We start from the raw sequence: 22,517 nt of genomic DNA on the forward strand, positions 1-22,517 counted from the left end.
GCCGCGCTCGACGGGGACGAGTAAGAGACGCACGCAACGCCGGATTTCAACAGCGATTTGCGCGCGTCGAACCATGGCGAAGAAAGACAGGCCGTGGCGTAGGCACCCGCCGCGTAACATGCTGCGAGCGACCGCAAAATGCGACGTGTGGCTTGCACGCCCCGCGATTTTGACAACAGTGTAATAATGACTGATTCGGGGTCGCAGCCGTCAGATGAAACTGCGCGCTGGTCGCGCCTCACCGACAAGCAGCGCGCTTGCCTCGATCTGCTGCTCGAGCGCCAGACATCGAAACAGATTGCGCGCCGCCTCGACATTTCCAAGCAGGCCGTCGACCTGAGGATCACCACGGCCCGCAATATTCTCGGCGCAGCGAACCGCGACGAAGCCGCGATCATCTATGCGCGGCTCCGTCAGACCTATGATCGGATATCATGTGATCCGGTCATAGTATCGCCCAACCCCGGACTGGTGCCATCCAGCGTCCCGGACGGAAGCCTCCCCGAGGCGATGCACGAGAGTGCTTCGCCGACGGAAGGACCAAGGGTCAGCAACCCGCCGTTCGGGGATTTTTGGAGACCTGATCACACTCGGATCAGAAGAGCCTGGCTCATGGCGACCATGCTGGTCGCGCTGGCCCTGCTCATCCTGACCGGACTTGCGATCGCCCAGGCGCTGACGCGGCTGATCTCCGGCTGATCCCCTTCCAAGTCCAAACCGTCGCGCCGAAACGCACGCATGCGTTTTGGAAAAAGGAGACGTCATGCCCAAGGAAATCGCCCTCACCACTGCCCGCCTCGCACGCGATGTGCCGGCGGCCGAGATCAGGATCGACGATGCGCTAATCGCCATGTCATCGCTAATGACGAGCGTCGTCACGGCGCGCCGCGACACCGTCGGCGTGCCGGCGACCAAAGGCCATGCCGCGATCCGCCGCCTCATGCAGGCGCAAATGGCCCTGGTCGATGTCAGCGGCGCCGTCATGCGCGTCCACGGCGAGCTCGTCGCGATCGGGCGCGAGACCGCGGGCTATGATCTCCACGAATGTCCAAAGATCGCACAGGGCGACAGCATTCCGCTGGCATCCGCCGCCTGACCGATTGACCGGGAGCGATCGGCATGGAAGTCTGGACCCGTGCGCATAGCCTTGTTTCTCGCCTTCTTGCTGGTCGCTTCCGCTTACGCCCTCTGGCGCGGCGGCGGCCCCGAACGGACGATGGCGGCGATCGCCTGGACCATGGTGGCGGCCGATCAGCTGCTCCATGCCTTTATCCCGCCGGAGTTTGCCACGCTGGATATGGGTCACCTCGCGATCGACCTGTTCGGCGCCGCGGCGACAACTGCGCTCGCACTTTATGCGCATCGCTTCTGGCCATTGTGCGTCGCGGTGCTTCACATGCTTCCGCTCCTGGCGCACACGAGCCGGCTCCTCGACGTGACGATGGAGCCGTCGGTCTACCTTACAATGCAGGTCGCGACGTCCTGGCCCGTCCCGCTGATTCTCGTCCTCGCAACCTGGCGTCACCAGCGACGGCTGATGCGCGGCGAGAGCGAGCCGTCCTGGCAGATCTGATCGCGGCGATCGATCCGGCGAACAGCCAATCGACGGCCGAGGCGCTGCTCTCGGAATATCGCACGCTTGCGCGCGTCTGGGCCCAGTCCCCCGCATCGCTCCGCCGGGTCCTCGGGAAGGACAGTCCGGTAGCGGTCATGCTGACCGCCGCGCGATCAGCGACGCTCGAGTCCATGCGCTCGGAGGTGGTCGGACGCGCCGTCACGCCCGCCGATCCGAAGTTGATCCGCTATCTGCAGGCTTCGATGGGCGCGCTCCCGCATGAAATTCTCCGTGCGCTATTCCTCGACGGCTCGCGGCGCGTGATCGGCGACGAGCAAATGCAGCATGGGACGATCGGACAGCTGACCGTGCATGCGCGGGTCATATTTCGCCGCGCCCTCGAACTGAATGCCGCCGGCGTCATCCTCGTCCACAATCACCCCAGCGGCGATCCGACGCCGAGCCGCGGCGATATCGACGTGACCGAACGGCTGGTTTCGATCGGCTACGCGCTCGATGTCGCGCTGCTCGAACATATTGTGGTGACGAGCACCAAGCACAGTCTGATCCTTCATCGCCGGGCGCGGGCGAAACGGCGGCCGCCGGAACGACTGCGCGACAGCGCGGCCGATCCGAATGACGCGACCCTCGCATTAGCCAATGCGCGCCGAACCGCTCGCCGCAGACTGCTCCGCCGCCAGCTCGTGGGTGCAGACGAATGTTTCGGAGAGCCGGCGTGGGACATATTGATCGACCTGTTCATACATGAGGCCCAGGGTCGAGCCGTCTCGACCAGCTCCGCCTGTATCGCCTCGGGTCTCCCGACGTCGTCGGCGCAGCGCTTGCTGCAGCGTCTCTGCGATGCCGGACTTCTCGTCCGCGAGGCGGACCGCGACGATGGCCGGCGAACGCATATCCGGCTGTCCCCCGATCTCGCACATCGGCTCACTGCCTATTTTGCCGCGGGCGAAGACTGATCATGCACGATGCCAACGTCCGGGCGGACCGACCGCAATGCTCCCGGCCCCGCGCCGCTAAAGCCCCATGGCGGAGCCGGACGACAGCGACCGGGACAGAGCCGGTCCTGCCGCTTTGTGCGATGCGGCCGCTTTGTGCGATGCGGCCGCTGAACTGTTGACCTGCGCGATCGCTGTCTGGACCGTCCCGGCGCGTTCGTGGATCGCGGCAACGAGCTTAGCGCGATCGTTGGTGAAGATCGTCGCCGACTGTTTGGCGCGCGAAATCCCGACGTAAAAGCTCTTCTGGTCGACCAGATTGGTGGCCCGACTGTCGGCGTGGACGATGACATGATCGGCCGTGCGGCCCTGCGCGGCAAACGCCGTATCGACATAGCCGTGCGCGATATGACGGTCGCGGGCACTATCGAGCCGCAGCGTCTGAACCCGGCCCCGCGCGTCGCGGACGACAGCGGCCCGTGCCGCGGCATCGACCGCCGTCACCTCCGCGCGCGCGCCGTTCACGCGCCCCGCGCCGCGATCGTTGCGCGTGAAGCGGATGTTGTCGCCGGCCTTGAGTTCCAGCGGCCGGGTTTCGAAGATCTGCACATGGCCGGCACCCCATTGCCGCAACCGCCAATCGACTTCGCGTCCGTCCTCGGCCCGCAGCGCCACGGCCGCTTTCGCCGGATCGACGGTTTCGACGCGCCAGGCCTCCCCCCGCTTGACGCCCTTGTCGGGATAGTCGCGCGAAAAGCGGACGACATCGCCGCTGTCATAGCTCGCCGGATCGCGCGCCTCGGCGCGGGTCAGTCCCTTGTTGACCAGGCTTTCCAGCGTGACCGCCGGACCGGCGAGGGCGCCCGAGCGGGCAAGTGCCTGTCGGATATCGGCGGTCAGGGCGTCGCGCCCGTCGCGCGATGGTTCGACGATAAGGGTGCGCGCGCGGCTGGCCTTGTCGAGGCCAGCATAATGTTCGGCGATGGCGGCAAACCGCGCCGCGCGATCGGCATTCTCGACGATCGCACCACCGCCGCGATCGAGCGCGGCGAGCGCTCTTTTCGCGTTCCCCTCGATCGACGCGAGCACCGCCTCCCGGGCCGCGCGGTTGGTCTGCCGGACGATAGTTTCGAGCCTCACGGTTTCCATTCCCGCTGTCTGGAGCTGCGCAAAGGCTGCGCCCGCCTCGACCGAGCCGAGTTGCTTGACGTCGCCGACAAGGATGACACGGGCGTCATGCTTCAGGGCGAGTTCAAACAGGCGCGCCGTATCGCGGGCTGACAGCAAGGACGCTTCGTCGACGATCCACGCTGCCGACGGCCCCGACGCCGCCCGCCCCGGCGTCAGCATATGACGCGCGACCGTATCGCCGCGCGTTGCCAGCGCCGCGCCGAGCACCATTGCCGCGGACGCGGTCGGCGCGAGCGCGACAACCGGCACCCCTCGCTCCTCCGCCTCGCGCGCGAAGGTTGCAAGCACCGTGGTGGTCTTGGCGGTGCCGGCATAGCCCTGCACCGCGGTGATCCGGTTGCGGCTCGCGAGGAGCTGCCGGGTCGCCGCACGCTGGTCCTCGTTCCAGGCAAGGCCCGCGCGCTCGCCCTGCCGCGAAGCGGCCGCGACCGCCTTCGCTGCCGCCAGCGGCGATGCGATCGGCGCGAGCGCACCGCGGCCATCGGCCTCGATCCTGAGCAATCGAGTTTCGGCCTCGATATTCTGGCGGGTGGTGAGTCCGGCAAAATCCGCGCCGCGCCGATCGAGAAAGTTGCGGTCGATGAGATCGCCGCGCTCGGTCGCTGCCGCAATCGCCGAACCGATCGCGGCATAGCCGACCTTCCCCAATCCGACGCGCCCCGCTTCCTCGTGCAACGCCGCGACCGAAAACACCGATTGGCGCTCGCCAAGCTTGTCGGCGGCATGCGCCACGGCGCGCTTGGCCACGCTCGTTCGCTCCAGGATTCCCTCCGCAGCGACCGCCTTCGCTTGCGCTTCGCCAACGAGCGCCAGGCGCGCGCTGGTATCGAACCCCGCCTGATCGGCGGTCGCCCGCCAATCGGCGATGAGCGACGCCTGGTCGATTGTCACCTTCGCATCGCGGGTGTCGAGAGCGGCGACCTGCTTCTCGGCTGCGCTGGCCTCCTCGCGCGACGTTCCGCGTTCACCGAGCGCAGCCTCGATTGCGGCGCTGCGGGTGCTGAACGCTGCCATGACGTCGGCGGAGACGCCCCTGATTTCGAACATTGAGTCCCTGGCCGGCTCGATTTCATAGCCGAGCTCGCGCACCTTCAGCGCCAGTTCCTGCCGGTAGATCGCGCCGATCTGCTTCTGGAGCTGGTAGATCGCGCGCGGCTCGAGGCTGCGCCACGATCCGTCATCGCCCTGCGTCGCATTCATGATGACATTATGCGTGTGAAGCTGCGGATCCTGTGCGCGGCTGGTGCCATGCTGGAAGCTGGCGATGATGAGATTGCCGGTTGCCTCACGCGTCACATTGCCGCCATGCCGGACACGGGTCGCGGCCATATGCGCCTCGACGTGCGCAAGCGCCGTTTTTACCGCGTCGCCATGCGCCGCGATCAATCGACGGTCACCCGCGACCTCGGCCATGATCGACACCGACTTGGGGGCGCTCAGGGTCACATCCCATCCGGGCCGATGCTCAAGCTTCCCGTCGCGCATCGTACCAAGCTGAATGGCCCCGACCTTTCCGTCGAGCAGGTCGCGAAAGGCATCGCGATCGACCTCGCCCGACAAGCCGAGTGCCTCGGCGCCCTTGCCCTGCCATTCGGAAGGCGACAGCCCGCCGTCGGCATAATAATCATCGGTCTCATAATAGCTGCTCGCCTGCGCCGAGCTGGTCAGCGCGGACACCGACGCGACCATCAGACCGGCCCTCCGCCGGCGGGACGGCGGCCCCTGCGCTTCGGTTTCGGCTTCGCCGCGACCGCCTGCGTCTCCGCCTTCGGCGGCGGCGCGGGCGACGCTACGACAGACCTCGACCACAGGCTGGTCTCGGGCTTGGACGCAACGAAGGCCCGTTGGGATGCCCTGCCCCGACGCGCGATATGATCGGCGGTGAGCGAGATCCGGGCAACGGGCATCCCATCGGGAAGCAGCAGATAGCCCTCATGCCGCGCGAGCCGCAGTTCGCTTTCCAACACGGCGGGCCTCACCTTTCGCTGCCGGCCCAGCGTCATTCGCGGCTTGTCATCGCCATCGCCGAGCGCGCCCGTCATGGTGAGAACTTCGACCTCGCAGCTACCGATCGTCTCGCTTGCCCATTTGCGGCTCTCGCCATCGATCATCTGGAGGAAGAGCTTGGTGTTGCAGCAGCCTAGCATCGATTCGGAAAGATCCTTGCCATAGCGATGGCGCATCTGGCCGATCGCCTGGAAAGTCAGCACGACCGCCGCCCCGAACTTGCGCCCCTCGGGCAGCAGCCGCGCGAGATTGTCGACGCGCGGCAAGTCGGCGAGTTCGTCGAGCAGGAACCAGACGCGGCGATCAGCCGACGGCGCAAGCCCCAGCAGGGCGCTCGCAGCGCATTCGAGCCAGCAGGCGAGCAGCGGCTTCGACGCCTCGAAATAATCCTCCTTGCGCGGTACGAAGATCCACGGCCTGGCCCCATCGCGCTCGTCGAGTCCGGAAAGGAATGCGCGAAACGAGAAAGGCGCCTCGTTGTCTTCCTGGACCCGCAGAAACTGGATGAGGTTCGCGGCCTTCGCGAGCATGAAGAGCACGCTGCCGGTCGCGCGGTCGGCGTCTTCGGCAAAGGTGCGCGCCGACGAGCTGTCGCCGAGCCAGACTTTCAGATCGTCCTTGGTGCGAAGCTGGAGCGCGTGGAGCAGATCGGGCAAGGTTCCTTTCTTCTCTCGCCACAGCGCGCGCAACATGTTGGCGACGAGGATACGGCTGGTCTCGAGCCAGACATCGCGGTCGTGCTGCCCGGTCTCGGTGATGAGCTGCTGTGCGATCCGGTCGGCATCGGCCGGGTGCGCGATCTCGGCAAAGGGCGACCAGTAAGCGCAGCGCGCATCGAAGGGGTTGAGGATGATGTCGCCGCGCTCGGGATCATAATAATGGGCGATGAACTCGCCGCTGGTATCATAGACCAATGCCGCCTCGCCGCGCGCCTCGATGCCGTCGAGCATCTGGCGCAGCACGGTCGTCTTGCCGCTGCCCGTCGTGCCGACCATTGCCATGTGCCGGGTCTCGAGACGCGGCGGGAGCGCGATGGGTCCGATCGCCAACGACCGCCCGTCCGCCTCCGACCGCGCGCGCTTTGCGAGCGCCGCTTCGCTGGTGACCAGTGTGCCGCTGACAAAGCGATCGCGCAGCGCGCGCTCGCGCCGCCGCGCCGCGACGCCGCGCAAGAGGAACAGCCCCGACAGCCAGGCCGCGAAGCCAATCATGCTCCCGCGGATGATAAAGGAAATGGTGATGCTCGCCGACTGGCGATAATAGGCATGGCTCGCGACCGCACGCGCGGACACCAGAAAGTATGTTTCGCCATCGCGGATCTTCATTCCGGGATCGCCGCCAGCGGCGCCGGCGAACCATGTCAGGAGCTTCGCATGGTGCCAGGTGCCCGTCGCCTGCATGATCTTCGGGTCGAGCATGAGATAGGGCGCGGCAAGGCCGCCAAGCGCGATCGACGCGGCCATGATCGCGACCTGCCTTTTGAAACGCCGTGTCTGGCTGTGGCGATGATGGCGGCGCAGCGTGTCGGCATGCAGGCGGCGATCGTGATGCTCGCTCACGACCGCTGCTCCGCCATCGCTCTTTGCCGCTCATAGGCGGGCCTGACTTCCTCGGCGATCGCCTCGTCGGACTCCTCGCTACCGATTGCCGCGGAGCGTGCATAACAATAGGCCGCGCAGGCAGTGAACAGCGTCCGGTCGACCATATGCTCGATGTCGGCAAGACGAACCCCCATCGACGCCACCTCGGCTATCAGCTCCCTTGCTTCAGCGTCGGCGGCCCGAGGATTCGTGCGCGCGTCGATACCTGCTTTCACGATGCGCTGAAGCATGGCGTAGGCTGTCAGCCCCTCCAGCTCGGCGAGCCTGTGAAGCGCCTGGTCAAGCGCCGCCGGCACGCGGACGTTGTAGCGAGCGGCTGTCATTGCCCGTTTCCGCTGTGTCGCCGTTCCGCTGCCTCGAGAAATGCCGCAAAACCCGCACTTCCTGATGGTGGTAAAATGGTGGTGCCGGATCGCTGCCTCGAAAAGTGGCGGAAAAGCTGGATGCACCCGTGCGTGAGGTGTGTATCCAAAATATGGGTCCGATGCGTAGCATCGCGGCCCTGCAACCCTTGCTGCAGGAAGGACCTGCCAGGTCTCCTCCAAGACCTCCGCAGAGCTGCCCCCCGGTGCTTGCTCCGCCGCGATGAGACACAAGGAATCCGCACAAATAGGTGCGGACAAAATGCAGAATCTGCCATCAGTAATCCTTTCCGGAAACCGGCGCGAAAAGCGGGTTGGCGGCAGCGACAGGCGCACGAGAATGGAATTCAGCCGAACGCGACAAGGGCAAGGCGGCAACATCTTGTTCGCCGACCGAAGCCATTTTTCGGTCCGCGAAGATGCCGGCATCGCGCCAGCCGGGCGCCGCCGCCGGCAACGCCACGGCAGCAGGATTGCGTGTTGTCGAACCGAGCGCGGGCGCGATTCCCGCGACATAAGCGAGGGTTTCGGCCGGCAGTCCGCGGCGCCCGGCGGCATAGGCATCAACGCGCCCGGGCCCGGCATTATAGGCTGCGAGCATCAGGCGGATGTCGCGATAGCGGTCCCACATGGCGCGCAGATAGGCTGCGCCCGCGAGGATGTTGGCGCGGACGTCGAACGGGTCTGTCCCGAGCCGATGCCTTGACGTCAGCATGCTCCAGGTTCCCGGCATGATCTGCATGAGACCCATCGCCCCGGCGGGCGACACGGCGCGCCGATTGCCGCGGCTTTCGGCGTGCATCACGCGCCAGATCCAGGTCTCGGGAATGCCGAAGCGCTGCGCCGCTTCGGCCACCGGGGCGGCATAAGGATGCGCGGCGGGCGCCGCTTGCGAAGCGGCCGCAGCGCACGGCGGCGACATGACGAGCGCAGCGGCCAATGCAGCCGTGTGCAGCGCGCGGCGCAAGGCAAGCGCGAGCGCAGAGCGAAGGAATTGAGGCGCAATCGCCATGGTTCAGCGCTGCCCGGCAGCATCGGTCCGCGACCAGCGCAGCCACAGCGGCCCGCGGCGAAAGCCATCGCAGTCCAGATTGGCGCGTAGCGGCGCGCCAAGCGCGGGGTCGTCGATTTCGATCGCGATGACGAGGCCGAGCGACCCGAAGTCGGTTCGACCGACGCCGATCTCGATCCCGTCCTTGGCCCTGCCGAGGAATATGCGCCAGTCGGGCGCGCCCTCGGCTTCGGTGCGTTCGGCGGGTTCGATGCTGAGTTCGGCGTCGAGACTCAGCGTGTGGATGCGGCCGACATAGCCGAGGCCGCGATTCCGGAATGACCCGATGATCATGGAGTTTGCTCCTTGCTGGTTGGGAATTGGAAGGCTTTTCGCGCCGGGACGTGCCAGCGCAGCGCGCCGCCGTCGCTGGCGCGGGTGACCAGCGGGTGCGCGATCCCGATCAGGCCGGTGGTGGGAAGCGGCCCGAAATATCGGCTGTCGAGGCTCAGTGGCGCTGCATTGATCAGGAAGATTTCGCCCGCGCCGACGATGCGGCAGCCGTGCCAGATCGGCAGCGGGCGGCCCGCCCGGTCGCGCGGCAAGGCGCGCGCGACGCCGACGCCATCGACCGTGACAAAGACACCCGAGCGGCAGACGCGCGCGCCCGGCAGGGCCGCGACGCGCTTGAGCAAAGGCAGGCCAGCGGGCAGATAATTCCGCTTGTCGAGAAAGGCGCCGATGGCGGCGGGCGGCCTGATCGCGACCAGATCGCCGCGACGAAGATGGGCCGCGGAGTCGATACGATAAAGCCCGACCGGCGCACTCTCGCTGGCGTTCCAGAGCCAGCGCGGCGCCGGTGGATGCGACGCCAGAAACAGGAACAGACCGCCAAACAGTCCCGCCGCAGCGACCGTCGCCTTCATATAAGCGCGGTTCATCCTTCGCCCCCCCGGCGGCCGAGCCATGCCGGCTGCCGTTCCGCCATCGACGGGCGGGACGGCGCGCCGGCGGCAACGCGGCCGAAGCAATGCCAAGGATCGATGCGGCTCTCGACGGCGGTAAGATCAGCGTCGGTAAACACGGCCAATGCGCCGGCACCGCGCATCGAGGACCGCACCCCGGCCACTTGTGCTAGGTTCTCGCTGCACATCAGCGGCGCACCGGGCGCGCGGGATGGACGGTCCCGATGCCGGGATCGGAGGTCGAGGAACGTCGGCCAAGATCGGCCCAGGCGTCGAGGTCGTCGATGGCGTAGACGACACGCCCGCCAAGCTTGCGGTACGCGGGGCCCGTGCCGTAGCAGCGGTGCTTTTCGAGGGTCCGGGGCGAAAGTCCGACGTGAAGCGCGGCATCGGGCGTCTTCAGATAGCGCGGCGCGGGCAGATTGGACATGGACAGCTCCTTCGAGGCGCCGGACCGAACAAGAAGGACCGGCGGGTCGTGGCGCGTCGTGGCGCGAAAGCTGCGGCGCGGGGGAGCGGCTGAAATTCGCGGCTATTTTTGTCGCCCCGCCCGGCCGGCGAGCAATGCGCGGTAGCCGCCCGCCGCCAGCGCTTCGGCCTCGCGGATCAGGCGCTGCGTCCGGCGCCGTTCGGGTGACGATTTCCATGCGGCGCCGCGTCCGACATCGAGGCGCGGATAAATGAGCCGGCGCGCGACCTCATGGCTCGAGACTTGCGCCCCGGCGCGAAGGTCGAGGATCGATAGTAGCAGATCGAGGCGCTGGGCCTGGTAGGATGTCGGCCGGACGACCGCGGGCGCGAAAGATGCCCCCCGCAGCCATCGATCGAAATCGCAGACCGCCTGAAGGCGCGTCTCGATCAGGCTGTCGAGCGGGACCTGGCAAGCATAGGCGCCCTCGACCGGATCGCCGCGCAGCCAGATCCGGTGGAGCGCCGAGCCGTCGCTCAATATATAGTGGCTTCCGTCAAGGCCCGGCCGACAGCCAAGGCGATGCGGCCAGCGAGCCGGATCGAAGCGCAGCCCGGCTGCAAAGGCCGGCAGCGCAGCGCCGAGTATTACGACATAGGGACAAACTGCCGCGTCCCAATAGGCCGGGGCATCAAGCGCCGAAAGGCACGGATCGACCGGGAAAGCAGAGGCCCCAGCGCCGGGCCATCACCTCCCGCGACGCCGGATCGGCATGGCGATCCGACATCACCCCTTCATAGTCGCGATTATACTCCGGGCTGCGGCGAAGGAACTCCTGGGCGTAGCCGGGAAAGTCCAGGGACGGCGGTCGTTTGCTTTCTGCCGTCTTCGCAACCGCCATAACAGCCTCCCGTGGGAGGCCGAAGAATTGGCGAAATGGGGACGAGCGCCAATTCCAAGGCTTGGGGGCACCCTTCCCCATTAATGGGTAGCCCGCCCGGCACCGCCGGGCGGGTCCCCGCGGCTCAGTCGCCGCGGCGGGTCTGGCGGCTCCAGACCAGATCATGCTCGCCGTCTTCGCCCGCGAACAGCTGCGCAAAGATCGGCGCGGTGAAGCTCGGGTCGTCGAGCTTGACCGAAAGATAGGGGCGCTTGTCCTGCGTCTGCTTTTCCCAGGCCGCGCCGACTTCGACGTCGCCGATGAAAACGCGGTGGCTGGGGGCATTGCCGCTCGGGTCTTTTTCGGGCGTGATGCGAACCGCTTTCGCCTGCACCGCGAGGGTGGTGATCTGACCCCGAAATTCGCCGGAGACTTTCTTGAATGTGCCGATCCTGGCCATGATGCATTCCTTCCTTGGCTCGGGCCGCACCATCGCGGCCTCGATGCGCATCGGTCGTCGGCGGGGTCCCGGCGGTGCAGCCGCAGGCCCGCAGCGAAGCGAAGGACCGCGCTGGCACGGCTTTCTTGTTTCGCGAGGAACGGCGGCACGCCGGGGGAAGAAAGTCGTGCCAGCGCGGTTGCACCGGGCCGGGTCAGCGAAGCGGCCTGCTGACAGATGGCGCATGTCGAGAGGCCGTGACGGTGCGGACCCGCGGATGGATGCGTTGCCGGTCGGCCGGGAAGCGAAGAACGACGAGAAGCGGGTTTAACGCCTAGCTGTGCAGCGCCGGTCGCTCGATCCGGCCACCCCGCGTCAAGAGATCACGCCAACTGGCATAGCCGATGACGAAGGCGGTCAGGATGGAAGTGCCAAGCTGCGTCCAGGGATCGAGGTCGGCAAGTATCGCGAGCGCGGCTCCGGCCTGGAAGCCTGCAGCCGCGGCGGCGCCCACGAAGGTCAGGATGACGCCAAGCCGGACGGCGAGCGGAGCCGAACTGCGCGCCAGGTGCCGGCCAAGGGCATGAACGGTGAAGAACCCCAGCAAGCCCGCGGCCAGAATGACGATCCAGCCGAAACCATGGTCCCGCAGCGTCAGAGCCGGACCCAGCCCTGCAACGACCGGGAACGCGAGCGTCGCGCAGCGAAAGAGCAGCAGCAGACAATAAAATGCCGCAACCGCGCCAAGGATCAGCATCAGGGTCATGGACGTCCTCCCATCGGACGCGCCCACCACCACCTCCGCAGCGCAACCTGCAGGCACAGCATAGCCAAAACCGGCTCGGGGGAGACCCCGAACCGGCCCCATTCTGGAGACAATTCCAGATTCTTAGCGATTGAACGGGTCATATTCGCAGACGATCGTTTCCGGGTCGCCGTCGAACTCGTCGAGCGGCATGACCGAATATCCGGCGCTGGTCTCGATGAGAATGATGATGGTCATCATGGTCCGGGCGAGGCTCCAGCCAAGCGATTGGGCGGTGGAAAGCGGCATGGGATAGGCTCCTGTCCTTGGGAGCGGGCCATTCCCGCTCGACAGGCGCCCCGCCGGACGGGGACAGGCCGCAATCACCGCGCGCGAAGCCGCGGCCCGAGCGAAGCGTGGGGACCCTTCACGGGTTGATTGAAGGAAGCCTGACCTCGGCCAAGGGATCAGCGGCAATCGAGAGCGGGGATGGCCCGCTTCCATGCGGCAGTGCCCCATGCCCCACCCGCCCCCGGTTCGCCGCCGCGTCCCGGCCCCCTCTCTGACCTTTTATTTCGCAGAGCTGTCGACATCCTGCCGTTCGCTCACACACGGCCCTCGTCGTCTGCGGCGCCTCATTCGCCGATCAAGAGGCTCACGCGCCGCGGGGCCCCGGAAGCACACGCCTGCCAGCAACAGGAATGCAAAAAGGCGGCCCAGAGGACCGCCTTCATGCCGTTAAATCGATTGGCTCCGCCCGAAGGCGGAGCCGGGGAGCCCGTCAGCTCGGCGGGTTCCAGATGATGACCTTCTTCATCGGGTCGTCGCCGGGGGCGTTGGCGACATTGCCGTAGATCGTCCCGAATTCGGGGGCCGACATCGTCACGGCGATATATTCGGCGCCGGTCGATTTGGCGGTCTTGACCCAGGCTGCGCCGAGTTCGAAGCCGTTCTTGCGGCTGACGACGCGGTAATCGGGTTCGCTGTCCTTGGCCTTGCGGCCGTTCGGGACAATCGCGATCTGCGCGGTGACGTTGAGGGTGGCGAGCGTGCCTTCGAAGCTGCCGTCGGCCTTGACGTTGAGGTTGGCGATGGTGGCCATGGATTTTCTCCTTCGGTTGCTCGGGGGACATCCCCGATGGCGCCAGAAGAAGGGACCGCGAGCTGCCGTCACCGAGCGGAACGCGAGGGTGAACCCCGCATGGGGTTGACGGCCAGAGGCGAGCCGGGCCCGCAGAAAGGCGACAGAAAAGGGGGTGGCCTTGAGCAACTGAGACAGAGCTGCCGCCGCGTCCATTCAACGATCCGCGCCGCACTCAAAGGCCGGTCTACCCGACCCACCCGCCCGATCCGGTCCGATCCGATCAATCGCAGCGATGCGCACCCCAATATTTGTCCCAGCGCGCGGTGAGGCCGCTGAGGATCATCGCACAGGAGATATCGCCCGACCGGGGCGATGTGCAGAAGGCGGCGGTGCGGGTGCCGCCGGCCCCGCCGCGCGACAGGCAGCGCATAACCGGTCCGCGCACGAGAATATGGCCAGTCCGGTTCCGCCCTTGCGGCGTCCCGAGCAGGCCGACGAGATGATCGCGCGCCGCGACCGGATCGGCGTCCGGACAGGGATGCCCTGGCCTGCAGCTGCCGTCCATTTCGCGCGCGGCCACCCCCGACAGGCGGACATGCGGGCCTTCGGCGCACCAGATCGGCCCGTCGCCATCCCAGACCGCAACGGGCGTACAGGTGAAGGATTGACCGGCCGGTATGACCGAGGCGAACAGGAACAGGCTGAACATCATTGCCGGGTCCGTAATGCGGACCACCGATCGATTCAAACCCCAAGCCATCGCAATGCATCAAAGACGCCGCGCGAAGCGCGCAGAGAATAACGCGCTCTTGGCGAGGCCGCAGCCGGACGACGTGCGCGCGGGCCTGTGGGCCAGCCGCCGTCCGGCAAGGATACCGAGCCAAGTGCGCTGCGCGGCCCAAAGCAGCGCGCGGTCCCTGGCGCCGCCTGCCGGCGCCAGAGCACGCCCAATTCAGTCGCGCTCGATCTGGTCCGCGGCAAAATACGAAGTTCAGCCCCTGTGGCGAATGACGTGCCGCCGCTCTCCGCAAAGGCCGCAAGGTCCTTTTGTGCGTTCGAATCCACCCACACCGCTAGCCGCACTCGTCACGACACTGGCTTGCGTGATCGAAGAAAGGTCGAGCCGGTCCGCGATGCATTCGTCGCAGAGAGGTGCGCCCTCCATTCGCCGGACCAGGGCCTCGACCCGTTCTGCAATCGTTGAGCGTCCAGCCATACGGCCGCTGTAGAGGGGGATCGAGATTCTGGAAAGTCACCGTTGTCCGAGCACGGGATCGGATCGATTTGGATCGCGAGAAACACGGCAACCCCTCCAGATCAGTTCGACGTTCTATGTTATTCTCGCGGCATGACCTCCGGCCTAGAACGAGTCGCCCGCGCACTTTGCGAGTTGGATGCAAATCCGCCCGATGCGAAGATGGGCGGCAAGCCGCTTTGGCAGGACTATTTGCCGGAAGCTTCGGCGGCGATCATGGCTCTTCGCGAACCCGACGCGGCGATGGTCAGTGCCGCCGCGCTCGACGCTGGCCACGTTGGCAAAGATGAAGTCCGAAGAATTTATCGAGCTATGATCGATGCCGCGCGGATCGAATAACCGCCGGCCGCAGGCAAAACGAAGTGGTAGGAATAAGCAGAACTTGGCCGCCAGGAGACCGTCCGCTTTCAGGACGACGCCGAAGTAAAGCGGACAGCGGACCGATCGCATCTTACATCTTCGGGCATCGTCCCCATATCAATCGCATCGCGGCACCGTACATCGTAGGCCGTCGCGGCTGAGAGACATCGCGCTCCCGCTTACGAAGGAGGCGCACCATGACTTCCGATGTGCAGGGACAAGACGCTATCAAGCGGCGGTCGAACAGCTTTTTCCGTAGGAGCCGGGTGCCCTTCGCACTCGAGGATGCGCGGCGGCAAGGCGATATCAGTCAACTCGCTTTCCTGCTCCTTGGTGGCCGCGACGCCGCAATCGCCTTCCTCAACGCGGAGAATGACGAGCTGGGAGGCCGCCCGCTCGCAGTGGCGACCGCAAGTGCCGAAGGCTATGAACAAGTGGCCGCCGCCATACGGGCGTGGGAAAGCACGCGGCGGTCCAGATGAGCCGCGCCATGAACCTGTCTCTGCCCGAAGAGGAGGTCAGGCGCCTTTGCCTGGCGCAGGGCGTCAGCATCAGCGCGATCGAGCCGCTTCAGTCGGGCGGCACGCGCCTCGTCTGTACCTCGAGTGCGGGCGCCGACGAAATGCGACTGCGGCTTCGCGGCCACCTGATCGAAGGCGATGTCATACGTTACCGTTTTTATCGCCCATCGGCGAACGAGAACTAATATCTCCCAATCCCGTATTCGTGCGGCGATCCTCGCAGAATGTGTTATAAGGCCACATCACCTGAATTCTGAACAAGCTCCATGTGACAGAGGGACAATATCGTGCTCTCGCTTGATGCAGGAGCACGCACCATGTGCCTCAACCAGCTACTCGAAGAAGAACAGATCGCGCTGATGCGCTATTCCGCCGCGACCAAGCCCTCGGAGGTCATGCGATATCGGCGCAAGATCGAAAGCCTCGGTCGGCGCTTCAAACCCTTCCCCTACCGTCACCGTCCCTATTTTTCTCAAAATGTCAGGGCCGGTGCGATCGCTTCGGCCCGCCCGCAGCGTTCGGACGAATTCTCGTATCGGATGATCGAACGGAAGGACGTCTGACATGGCAAAATCGCAAAAGCGCAGCAATCGCGAGATCCGCAAGCCTAAGGCAGCAAAACCCAAAGCACTCACCGCTCTCGCCGCCCAAGAGGCGTCTGCGGTGAAAATGACCGCCAAGCCGAAAGGCAAGCACTGAGATGGCCTGCACACGCCGGCGCTGCGGATCGCGTTCGTCGGCAATGCCCTCCCGCGCCGCTGCGGCATAGCCACCTTCACGACCGACCTCGAACTCGCGGTCGGCGCGCTCGGCGAGGTTGCGGATACGGCCATTGTCGCGATGATCGAGCCGGGCGGCGACCATGAATTTCCGCCAGCCGTCCGCAAGACAATCCGGCAGGACCAGGTGGCCGACTATCGCGCCGCCGCCGATTTCATCAATCGCGAGGCGTTCGATCTCGTCTGCCTCCAACATGAGTTCGGCATCTTCGGCGGCGGGGCGGGCGCGCTTGTTCTGGGCCTCGTAGCGAGCCTCGATGCGCCGCTCGTCACCACCTTGCACACGGTTCTCGATCGGCCGAATGCGGCGCAGCGCCGGGTCATGGACGCACTCATCGCCGCATCGGCGCGGGTGGTCGTCATGGCCGACAAGGCCCGCGATATCCTGATCGAAATCTATGGCACCGATCCGGAGAAGATCGACATCATCGCGCACGGCATTCCCGATGTTCCGCTCGCCTCGACGCGAGCCGCCAAGGAGCGGCTGGGGTTTACCGATCGCAAGGTGATCCTGACGTTCGGGCTAATGAGCCCGAACAAGGGTATCGAGGCGATGATAGAGGCCATGCCCGAAATTGTCCGGCGCACCCCCGACGTCCTCTATGTCGTGATGGGCGCAACCCACCCCGCCTTGCAGGCCCGGGAGGGCGAGCGTTATCGCGACACGCTGACGGCGCGGGTACGCGAGCTTGGCCTCGATGACCATGTCGCGTTCATCAACCGTTTCGTTGACCGCCCCGAACTGCTCGACCATATCGCGATGTGCGATGTCTATGCGACGCCCTATCTGGCGGCGGCGCAAATGACGTCGGGAACCCTCGCCTACTCGCACGGCATGGGGCGGCCGGTCGTTTCGACGCCCTATTGGCACGCCGCCGAGCTGCTGGCCGATGGGTCGGGCGTGCTGATCCCGTTCGACAATCCGGCGGGCTTCGGCCCTGCAATCGCCAATCTGCTGGGCGACGAAACCGGACGTCTGGCGATGGGCCGCAAGGCCTATGCCGCCAGCCGTCCGATGACCTGGGCCAATACGGCGCGCCGCTATGCCGCGAGCTTTCGCGCGGCTTCCCGCAGAGGCAGGGTCGCGACCGGCAACCGGATGGACATGCCAAGACCCATCCCGACGATCGCACAGACGAAAGCCCGACCGAACCTCCCGCCCATGTCGCTCGATCATCTCGCCGCGATGAGCGACGATACGGGCATGGCCCAGCATGCGGTTCATGCGATCGCCGACCGCCACCATGGCTATTGCATCGACGACAATGCGCGGGCGCTGCTGCTGTGCTGCAGTCTCGCCGACGGTCCCGATGCGCCGTTGGCGCGCCGCCTGTCGTCCACCTTCGCGGCCTTCATCCAGCATGGCTGGAATCCGGACAATCGACGCTTTCGCAATTTCATGAGCTTCGACCGGCGGTGGCTGGAAGATGCGGGCTCGGAAGACAGTCACGGGCGGACGCTCTGGGCGCTGGGCACCTATAGCGCACGCGCCGGCTCCCCCGGACACGCGCGCTGGGCAAAGGAGCTGTTCGGCGAGGCGCTGGACGGGGTCGCAGCGTTTACTTCGCCGCGGGCCTGGGCGTTCACCCTGCTGGGCCTCGCATCCTATTGCGCGGTTTATGCCGAAGACTATGCCGCCGCGCACCTGCGCGCCGAACTCGCGGGTCGTCTCGAGAAGCTGCTGCGCGCGCGGGAAGGGCCCGAATGGACGTGGTTCGAAAATGGCCTCAGCTATGACAATGCGCGGCTGCCGCAGGCGTTGATCGTCACGGGCGCCGCGGCGCGCTCGGCGACCCACGTCGAAGCGGGATTGCGAAGCCTGCGCTGGCTGGTCGCGATACAGACGGCCCCCGAAGGGCATTTCCGGCCCGTCGGTTCGCATGGCTTCCTGATGGCCTCCCGGAATATGCCCCAGGCGTTCGATCAACAACCGCTGGAAGCCTGTGCGACGATCGCCGCCTGTGTCGCGGCTCAACGCGTCGATCCCGGCTCGTCGTGGCGTGCGGAAGCCGAACGCGCCTTCGCATGGTTTTTCGGTGCGAACGATCTCGGCGTCGTACTCGCCGACGTCGCGACGGGCAGCTGCCGCGACGGCCTGCATCCGGACCGCGCAAACGAGAACCGGGGAGCGGAGTCGGTGCTGTCCTTCCTGCTCTCGCTGGCCGACATGCAAAGGCTGAACGCCACGAAACTGCGGGTACCGCCACAGACGATCGCGCCATCCGAGCCTGGAACCGTCGATGCCTGACGGGGCTCTGCCATCCGCCCCCTTCTTCAACCGGCAGGCGCTCCATCTGCGGCCCGACCCGTCGCGTGTCGTCGTCCGCCCGTTCCGGCCGGCAGTTGAACCACGCGACCTCAACCCCCTCGACAAGACGCGCGCCAATCACATCGTCGACCGCGTCCTCGCGATGACCCCGGACGAGACCGACGCGCTGCTTGCCGAAACGCTGCGAAACTTCGACGACCGGCACCGCAACCTCCCCGCAATCTTCGAACGGCGCGCCGCGGAAATGGAGGATGCCTTCACAGCTCACGAGAGTTTTTCGCAGGCGCAGCGCCAGCTCGTCGGCGCCTATTTCCTCCACGAATACAGCTTCGAGGCGGCGGCGCTGTTCAATCCCAGTATCGTGCCGCACCCCGACCAGTCCGGCGTCGCCGAGGGGTGCCGCCGCTTCATTCTCAGCCTGCGCGCCGTCGGCGAGGGCCACATCTCTTCCCTGACGTTTCGGTCGGGAATATTGGCCGCCGACGGAACCGTCACCATCGACCCGCCCGCGCGGCTCGCCGCGACGCCCGTCGTGACCGCCCGTGTCGGCGATCGTCTGGAACTCGGCTTCGATCCCGCCAGCGACATCGCCGAGCGGGTGATCTTCCCTGTCACCGAGATGCAGGCGAACGGGATCGAGGATGCCCGCTTCGTTGCCTTCCAGGACGAAGGCCAGACCACCTATTACGCGACCTTCACCGCCTACAGCGGAAGCAGCATACGGTCGGAGCTGCTCGAAACCCGGGACTTCGTGACATTCCATCTGGCACCGCTCAAGGGCGCCGCGGCGCGCAACAAAGGGATGGCGCTTTTTCCGCGAAAGATCGGCGGGCGCTACGCGATGATAGCGCGCCACGACAATGAGAGCCTGCACCTGATCCTGTCGGACAGCGTCCATGAATGGGGCCTGGGCGAGGTGATCGTGAAGCCGAAATATCCCTGGGAGTTCGTCCAGATCGGAAATTGCGGCTCGCCCATCGAACTCGACGAAGGCTGGCTGCTCTTCACCCATGGCGTCGGGCCGGTACGCCATTATTCGATCGGCGCCGTCCTGCTCGACAAGCATGATCCGTCGCGCGTGCTCGGGCGCTCGCGTAAACCGCTCGTTCAGCCTGCGACCGCGGAGCGGCACGGCTATGTCCCCAATGTCGTCTATTCGTGCGGCGCCATGAAGCACGGCGAGCGCATCCTGCTCCCCTATGCAATTTCCGACGCCTTTTCGACCGTCGCCACAATCAAGATTGCGACGCTTCTCGACCAACTCCAGGCTTGAAAGGACTTCGACATGGACAAAAGCACAGCCAGCAATGGTGGATCATGCCGATGCGGCGGCATCGACGCAGCCGAGCGCGAAACGCTGGATCGATACGCCATTACCCGCGTGCCCGCGGCAACCTATCTCCGGGACGGGTATCGCTACACCAGCCTTGCCGATGCGGTCGCGCAGGCACGCCGTTCCGGCATGTGAACCGATAATCGGACGCTGCCGGCGACCGAAACCTTGAAGCGCCGCGGGGCCCTTCCCAAAACGGAACCCGGCCGGCACCAGCTGTTCCGCTTGCCCGGCTTTGCCGTTTCCATATCCTGGTGAGACCGCTGGTTCCGGGCCAGTCGGCCCAAGGCGCGACGGGGGCTACCGATTTCCTCCTGGGATGGAGGCTCGCGGGGTCAAGGGCAGGAAATCGGATTCTCAGGTCCGCCGCCCGCTTACCTGCCATGCCAGATCGCCAAGCTTGACCATTTCGCAACCGCAGACCCTGCAGTGGCCGACGAACCGGCCCCGATCCTGCCGGCTAGTCCTGATGTTGACGACATGGCGGCCGAAAAGATTGTGCAAAATCATGATCGCGGTCCTCGTCGGGGTTGAGCGCCTCCTTCATTGTCCCATCGTTCAATCGCTTGTTGGGCGGGAGACAATGGTGCGATTGAAAGATCGGCTGGTTGCGACGCCCCCGAGTGGGCATTGCTCTCACGCGCCCAGCTATCGATTGCGCGCTCAAGGTCGCCGCGGCGGCGGCGCGACTGGTAAAACACATTTTCCATAGTTTGCGGGACATGTTCCAGCCCGTGATGGAGAAGCCGGTTCCACAGCCGAATGATCCGCCCGAAAAGGCGCGAAGGTTCGCGGATAGCGATCATCGAATAGACTCCCGTCGTGCAAGCGGGAGCTCGATGTCTCTCAGTCACGGGAAGCTTGCGATCGAAATCGGGTGATGGCGCATCCTACCACAGACGGGCATGATGCGGGCATCAATTCGCCACGCAGAACGAGACCTTCCACCCGTACCAGCGTCTACCGCCGCGTCCCCTCCGGCTTACCCAAGCCCGGTGCGAAACCAAAGCGGATTACGAGCACAAAAAAACCGCCGATTTCAGCGAGGCATCCACCTTTCGCGCCTGGTGGTTTTTACCGCTCGACTCTCTCATGGATAAGCCTAGGCTCTCCCGGCAAAGGCTCTCGAATGCGACCCTTGTGAGAGTTGATGGGGCTTCCTTTGGTCACGACCGCAGAGGATGGAAAAAGCCCCGTCGAAGGATGGGGCTTTTTCTGATCGGCCGGTCCATTCGTACCGCCATCGCCCCTCGGCGTTGCCGGACCGATCATGAGTGGCCGGTTCCTGACCGGCACCTTTCAGTATGATATTGGCAATAGCGGACGTCACGGCCGTTGATGATGTATTGAAGAGGTGGTTGCGACCATCTGCCGCCAGTGCATACAGGATTTGCCGCCAGCGAAACGAGAGCGCCGGCCGACTAATAGCGAGCGGGGGAACAGGATGATTGACGGAATCCGCTGGCGCGCTGGCTTCGAGGTCGAAGTCATACTCGGCGATCTTGGAATTTCGCGGTTCGCGCGCGAAGCCGCTTATGAACCGATGGACCTCGCTTCGCCCGAATTTTGCCGCGCTGTGGCTAAAGCGCTTACCGAACATACTGGTCAGCGCTGGACGGCACCGCAGGCGGCTCCCGGGCGACCAGGCTTTTATGTGGTCCCTGAACATGGTTTGGACCCACTTGATTGGCCGCGGGGCAGGCTGGCTGGTGTCGAACTGTTGACCCCACCGCTGCCGTTTGAAGATGCTGACGTCGTGCGCCGGCAGATCGCGGACGCCATCTTCGAAATCGATGGTGATTTTAATTTTGAGCGCTCTCAGTTCACCGACGATTGCGGCTGGCATATCAACATCGATGCCGGCGACGAGCAGTACCTCGACCCGATCCGTTTCATCGTTGGGGTCGACGAGATTAGTCTTCTTGCTGCGAACGGTCGCCTATTCACTGAATATACCGGGCTTCAACGCCACTCGGTCGGACTAGCGGTCTTGCGCCATCTTTCCCGCGATCGGGAAGGCGCGCTTCTCTGCAGTAGCGGCTTCCACAATTTGGCGAACTCAGCGGCCGGCGCAAGCAAGCGATATGCCGCAAACTTCGCTAAGGCTGAACGTGGCTATCTAGAGCTTCGCCATTTTAGCGCCCTCGCATTTCTCGACGGCAGAGATCTGGTGGACGAACTTGAACGAATACCGGGCGCGATGGAAATGCCCTTCAGCCAGATATCCAGGCTCGAGAAGATATATCGAAAGAAACTGCACCTCCTGTCGCACTGGCTCGAGGCCAATCGAACTCGCTTCACTTGGTCCACGGGACCTATGGTGGTGATCGCATGCGGTGAAGTTTTCTTCGACGGCGAGCCACTCGGGGCTCTGGCAGTAAATGGAACGGCCGAGATCAGTCTTTATGGCTCGAAAGAACATTCGTACATAGGCATGATCAGCGGGCTAAATTTCGCCGAAATTGCTGAAGGGGCCGCACTGCTTGCGCTCGATCTCGCCGAAATTGCAAATCTTGGCCTTGTCACGACCAAGAGCGGGAACGCAGCCTTCCGGCGCGAGATTGCAAAGCTCGCCAAGATGCTGAAAGCCGACCCAGTGTTTAGCAGTTCGCACCAACGTGATCTCATAGAATTGGCGGGTAAGCTTCGAGCGCGCGGTCATTATCAATGGGACGAGGACTAATGGCGCAAGCCGCACGGCCAGATGCTCGGTCTCGCAAGAATGGCCGGTTGCGGACTGGCAGCTTGACAGTTCTGATCGGAGATGACAGCGCGACATTATACAAAAAGATGCACAGCTCGGCCACGCTTGCTT

The 22,517-nt window shown here is 65.1% G+C and carries 27 protein-coding genes; 13 read left to right on the forward strand and 14 right to left on the reverse strand.

Translation table 11 applies throughout. The features are described 5' to 3' along the window. Nucleotides 1-186: 186 nt before the first annotated feature. From C3E99_RS13225 to C3E99_RS19815, 4 genes are all read left to right on the forward strand, one after another. Nucleotides 187-699: a helix-turn-helix domain-containing protein gene (locus C3E99_RS13225; protein WP_234002473.1), complete on the forward strand. Its 513-nt coding sequence runs from the start codon at nt 187-189 to the stop codon at nt 697-699. Nucleotides 700-763: 64 nt separating this feature from the next. Next, complete coding sequence (locus C3E99_RS13230) at nt 764-1,096, forward strand: hypothetical protein (RefSeq protein WP_104959909.1); 333 nt, start codon at nt 764-766, stop codon at nt 1,094-1,096. A 39-nt stretch (nt 1,097-1,135) separates the two neighbouring features. After that, nucleotides 1,136-1,573 carry a hypothetical protein gene (locus C3E99_RS19810; RefSeq protein WP_158682301.1) on the forward strand — a complete coding sequence of 146 codons (438 nt, stop codon included), beginning with the start codon at nt 1,136-1,138 and terminating at the stop codon, nt 1,571-1,573. A gap of 137 nt (nt 1,574-1,710) precedes the next feature. Next, nucleotides 1,711-2,532, forward strand: coding sequence for a JAB domain-containing protein (locus C3E99_RS19815; protein WP_158682302.1), 822 nt, complete (start codon nt 1,711-1,713; stop codon nt 2,530-2,532). A gap of 57 nt (nt 2,533-2,589) precedes the next feature. Here the strand turns inward: C3E99_RS19815 and mobF are convergent, their stop codons facing one another. From mobF to C3E99_RS13295, 14 genes are all read right to left on the reverse strand, one after another. After that, on the reverse strand, nt 2,590-5,391 hold the full coding sequence (gene mobF / locus C3E99_RS13240; RefSeq protein WP_104960376.1) for a MobF family relaxase: 2,802 nt from the start codon (nt 5,389-5,391) through the stop codon (nt 2,590-2,592). After that, on the reverse strand, nt 5,391-7,268 hold the full coding sequence (locus C3E99_RS13245; RefSeq protein ID WP_199775012.1) for a type IV secretion system DNA-binding domain-containing protein: 1,878 nt from the start codon (nt 7,266-7,268) through the stop codon (nt 5,391-5,393). Before C3E99_RS13245 ends, mobF begins: the two co-directional genes overlap by 1 nt. Continuing rightward, nucleotides 7,265-7,633 (reverse strand): hypothetical protein, encoded by a 369-nt coding sequence (locus tag C3E99_RS13250; RefSeq protein ID WP_104959911.1) that lies wholly within the window; start codon nt 7,631-7,633, stop codon nt 7,265-7,267. The genes C3E99_RS13245 and C3E99_RS13250 overlap by 4 nt, the downstream gene beginning before the upstream one ends. A gap of 316 nt (nt 7,634-7,949) precedes the next feature. Beyond that, nucleotides 7,950-8,684 carry a lytic transglycosylase domain-containing protein gene (locus tag C3E99_RS13255; protein ID WP_104959912.1) on the reverse strand — a complete coding sequence of 245 codons (735 nt, stop codon included), beginning with the start codon at nt 8,682-8,684 and terminating at the stop codon, nt 7,950-7,952. A 3-nt stretch (nt 8,685-8,687) separates the two neighbouring features. Continuing rightward, nucleotides 8,688-9,017: a DUF736 domain-containing protein gene (locus tag C3E99_RS13260; RefSeq protein WP_104959913.1), complete on the reverse strand. Its 330-nt coding sequence runs from the start codon at nt 9,015-9,017 to the stop codon at nt 8,688-8,690. Beyond that, complete coding sequence (locus tag C3E99_RS13265; RefSeq protein WP_104959914.1) at nt 9,014-9,604, reverse strand: S26 family signal peptidase; 591 nt, start codon at nt 9,602-9,604, stop codon at nt 9,014-9,016. Before C3E99_RS13265 ends, C3E99_RS13260 begins: the two co-directional genes overlap by 4 nt. A gap of 211 nt (nt 9,605-9,815) precedes the next feature. Next, nucleotides 9,816-10,058, reverse strand: a complete 243-nt coding sequence (locus C3E99_RS13270) for a helix-turn-helix transcriptional regulator (RefSeq protein WP_104959915.1) — start codon at nt 10,056-10,058, stop codon at nt 9,816-9,818. A 102-nt stretch (nt 10,059-10,160) separates the two neighbouring features. Next, nucleotides 10,161-10,577 carry a DUF2285 domain-containing protein gene (locus C3E99_RS13275; protein ID WP_234002474.1) on the reverse strand — a complete coding sequence of 139 codons (417 nt, stop codon included), beginning with the start codon at nt 10,575-10,577 and terminating at the stop codon, nt 10,161-10,163. A gap of 151 nt (nt 10,578-10,728) precedes the next feature. Further along, nucleotides 10,729-10,938 (reverse strand): transcriptional regulator domain-containing protein, encoded by a 210-nt coding sequence (locus C3E99_RS19820; protein WP_158682303.1) that lies wholly within the window; start codon nt 10,936-10,938, stop codon nt 10,729-10,731. Nucleotides 10,939-11,062: 124 nt separating this feature from the next. Further along, nucleotides 11,063-11,377: a DUF736 domain-containing protein gene (locus C3E99_RS13280; protein ID WP_104960379.1), complete on the reverse strand. Its 315-nt coding sequence runs from the start codon at nt 11,375-11,377 to the stop codon at nt 11,063-11,065. A 313-nt stretch (nt 11,378-11,690) separates the two neighbouring features. Then, nucleotides 11,691-12,122 (reverse strand): hypothetical protein, encoded by a 432-nt coding sequence (locus C3E99_RS13285; RefSeq protein ID WP_104959916.1) that lies wholly within the window; start codon nt 12,120-12,122, stop codon nt 11,691-11,693. Between the two features lie 123 nt (nt 12,123-12,245). After that, on the reverse strand, nt 12,246-12,410 hold the full coding sequence (locus tag C3E99_RS19985) for a hypothetical protein (protein ID WP_199775013.1): 165 nt from the start codon (nt 12,408-12,410) through the stop codon (nt 12,246-12,248). 472 nt (nt 12,411-12,882) lie between these two features. Continuing rightward, nucleotides 12,883-13,203, reverse strand: coding sequence for a DUF736 domain-containing protein (locus tag C3E99_RS13290; protein ID WP_104959917.1), 321 nt, complete (start codon nt 13,201-13,203; stop codon nt 12,883-12,885). A gap of 262 nt (nt 13,204-13,465) precedes the next feature. Then, the gene (locus tag C3E99_RS13295; RefSeq protein ID WP_104959918.1) at nt 13,466-13,897 is read right to left on the reverse strand and encodes a hypothetical protein; all 432 of its coding nucleotides are present in this window, start codon (nt 13,895-13,897) and stop codon (nt 13,466-13,468) included. A 546-nt stretch (nt 13,898-14,443) separates the two neighbouring features. On the opposite strand from C3E99_RS13295, the gene C3E99_RS19825 reads away from it, so the two are divergent. From C3E99_RS19825 to C3E99_RS13330, 9 genes are all read left to right on the forward strand, one after another. Further along, complete coding sequence (locus C3E99_RS19825; RefSeq protein WP_158682304.1) at nt 14,444-14,779, forward strand: hypothetical protein; 336 nt, start codon at nt 14,444-14,446, stop codon at nt 14,777-14,779. A gap of 218 nt (nt 14,780-14,997) precedes the next feature. Continuing rightward, entirely contained in the window at nt 14,998-15,282 is a 285-nt protein-coding gene (locus C3E99_RS13305; RefSeq protein WP_104959920.1) for an antitoxin Xre/MbcA/ParS toxin-binding domain-containing protein, read from the forward strand. A gap of 8 nt (nt 15,283-15,290) precedes the next feature. After that, nucleotides 15,291-15,506: a hypothetical protein gene (locus tag C3E99_RS13310; RefSeq protein WP_234002475.1), complete on the forward strand. Its 216-nt coding sequence runs from the start codon at nt 15,291-15,293 to the stop codon at nt 15,504-15,506. Between the two features lie 102 nt (nt 15,507-15,608). Beyond that, nucleotides 15,609-15,884 carry a hypothetical protein gene (locus C3E99_RS13315; RefSeq protein WP_158682305.1) on the forward strand — a complete coding sequence of 92 codons (276 nt, stop codon included), beginning with the start codon at nt 15,609-15,611 and terminating at the stop codon, nt 15,882-15,884. A gap of 1 nt (nt 15,885) precedes the next feature. After that, nucleotides 15,886-16,020 (forward strand): hypothetical protein, encoded by a 135-nt coding sequence (locus C3E99_RS20260; protein WP_255211373.1) that lies wholly within the window; start codon nt 15,886-15,888, stop codon nt 16,018-16,020. 141 nt (nt 16,021-16,161) lie between these two features. Next, nucleotides 16,162-18,348 carry a glycosyltransferase family 4 protein gene (locus C3E99_RS13320; protein WP_234002476.1) on the forward strand — a complete coding sequence of 729 codons (2,187 nt, stop codon included), beginning with the start codon at nt 16,162-16,164 and terminating at the stop codon, nt 18,346-18,348. After that, on the forward strand, nt 18,341-19,642 hold the full coding sequence (locus tag C3E99_RS13325; protein ID WP_104959923.1) for a glycoside hydrolase family 130 protein: 1,302 nt from the start codon (nt 18,341-18,343) through the stop codon (nt 19,640-19,642). The genes C3E99_RS13320 and C3E99_RS13325 overlap by 8 nt, the downstream gene beginning before the upstream one ends. 12 nt (nt 19,643-19,654) lie before the next feature. Beyond that, nucleotides 19,655-19,837, forward strand: a complete 183-nt coding sequence (locus tag C3E99_RS19830; RefSeq protein WP_158682306.1) for a hypothetical protein — start codon at nt 19,655-19,657, stop codon at nt 19,835-19,837. A 1,309-nt stretch (nt 19,838-21,146) separates the two neighbouring features. Then, a complete protein-coding gene (locus tag C3E99_RS13330; protein WP_104959924.1) occupies nt 21,147-22,385 on the forward strand; it encodes a hypothetical protein in 1,239 nt (412 codons plus the stop codon). Nucleotides 22,386-22,517 lie beyond the last annotated feature (132 nt).

The organism is Sphingopyxis sp. MG, from assembly GCF_002953155.1.
Lineage (GTDB): Bacteria > Pseudomonadota > Alphaproteobacteria > Sphingomonadales > Sphingomonadaceae > Sphingopyxis > Sphingopyxis granuli.

Bases quoted from the DNA above. Each gene is read 5' to 3' on its own strand.
- C3E99_RS19830 (WP_158682306.1), top strand. From the start codon at position 19,655: ATGGACAAAAGCACAGCCAGCAATGGTGGATCATGCCGATGCGGCGGC.
- C3E99_RS19815 (WP_158682302.1), top strand. From the start codon at position 1,711: ATGCTGACCGCCGCGCGATCAGCGACGCTCGAGTCCATGCGCTCGGAG.
- C3E99_RS13290 (WP_104959917.1), bottom strand. From the start codon at position 13,203: ATGGCCACCATCGCCAACCTCAACGTCAAGGCCGACGGCAGCTTCGAA.
- C3E99_RS13325 (WP_104959923.1), top strand. From the start codon at position 18,341: ATGCCTGACGGGGCTCTGCCATCCGCCCCCTTCTTCAACCGGCAGGCG.
- C3E99_RS13285 (WP_104959916.1), bottom strand. From the start codon at position 12,122: ATGACCCTGATGCTGATCCTTGGCGCGGTTGCGGCATTTTATTGTCTG.
- C3E99_RS13265 (WP_104959914.1), bottom strand. From the start codon at position 9,604: ATGAACCGCGCTTATATGAAGGCGACGGTCGCTGCGGCGGGACTGTTT.
- C3E99_RS13280 (WP_104960379.1), bottom strand. From the start codon at position 11,377: ATGGCCAGGATCGGCACATTCAAGAAAGTCTCCGGCGAATTTCGGGGT.
- C3E99_RS13230 (WP_104959909.1), top strand. From the start codon at position 764: ATGCCCAAGGAAATCGCCCTCACCACTGCCCGCCTCGCACGCGATGTG.
- C3E99_RS13250 (WP_104959911.1), bottom strand. From the start codon at position 7,633: ATGACAGCCGCTCGCTACAACGTCCGCGTGCCGGCGGCGCTTGACCAG.
- C3E99_RS13310 (WP_234002475.1), top strand. From the start codon at position 15,291: ATGAACCTGTCTCTGCCCGAAGAGGAGGTCAGGCGCCTTTGCCTGGCG.
- C3E99_RS19985 (WP_199775013.1), bottom strand. From the start codon at position 12,410: ATGCCGCTTTCCACCGCCCAATCGCTTGGCTGGAGCCTCGCCCGGACC.
- C3E99_RS13225 (WP_234002473.1), top strand. From the start codon at position 187: ATGACTGATTCGGGGTCGCAGCCGTCAGATGAAACTGCGCGCTGGTCG.
- C3E99_RS13270 (WP_104959915.1), bottom strand. From the start codon at position 10,058: ATGTCCAATCTGCCCGCGCCGCGCTATCTGAAGACGCCCGATGCCGCG.
- C3E99_RS13330 (WP_104959924.1), top strand. From the start codon at position 21,147: ATGATTGACGGAATCCGCTGGCGCGCTGGCTTCGAGGTCGAAGTCATA.
- C3E99_RS13255 (WP_104959912.1), bottom strand. From the start codon at position 8,684: ATGGCGATTGCGCCTCAATTCCTTCGCTCTGCGCTCGCGCTTGCCTTG.
- C3E99_RS19820 (WP_158682303.1), bottom strand. From the start codon at position 10,938: ATGGCGGTTGCGAAGACGGCAGAAAGCAAACGACCGCCGTCCCTGGAC.
- C3E99_RS13320 (WP_234002476.1), top strand. From the start codon at position 16,162: ATGATCGAGCCGGGCGGCGACCATGAATTTCCGCCAGCCGTCCGCAAG.
- C3E99_RS13260 (WP_104959913.1), bottom strand. From the start codon at position 9,017: ATGATCATCGGGTCATTCCGGAATCGCGGCCTCGGCTATGTCGGCCGC.
- C3E99_RS13305 (WP_104959920.1), top strand. From the start codon at position 14,998: ATGACTTCCGATGTGCAGGGACAAGACGCTATCAAGCGGCGGTCGAAC.
- C3E99_RS20260 (WP_255211373.1), top strand. From the start codon at position 15,886: ATGGCAAAATCGCAAAAGCGCAGCAATCGCGAGATCCGCAAGCCTAAG.
- mobF (WP_104960376.1), bottom strand. From the start codon at position 5,391: ATGGTCGCGTCGGTGTCCGCGCTGACCAGCTCGGCGCAGGCGAGCAGC.
- C3E99_RS13295 (WP_104959918.1), bottom strand. From the start codon at position 13,897: ATGATGTTCAGCCTGTTCCTGTTCGCCTCGGTCATACCGGCCGGTCAA.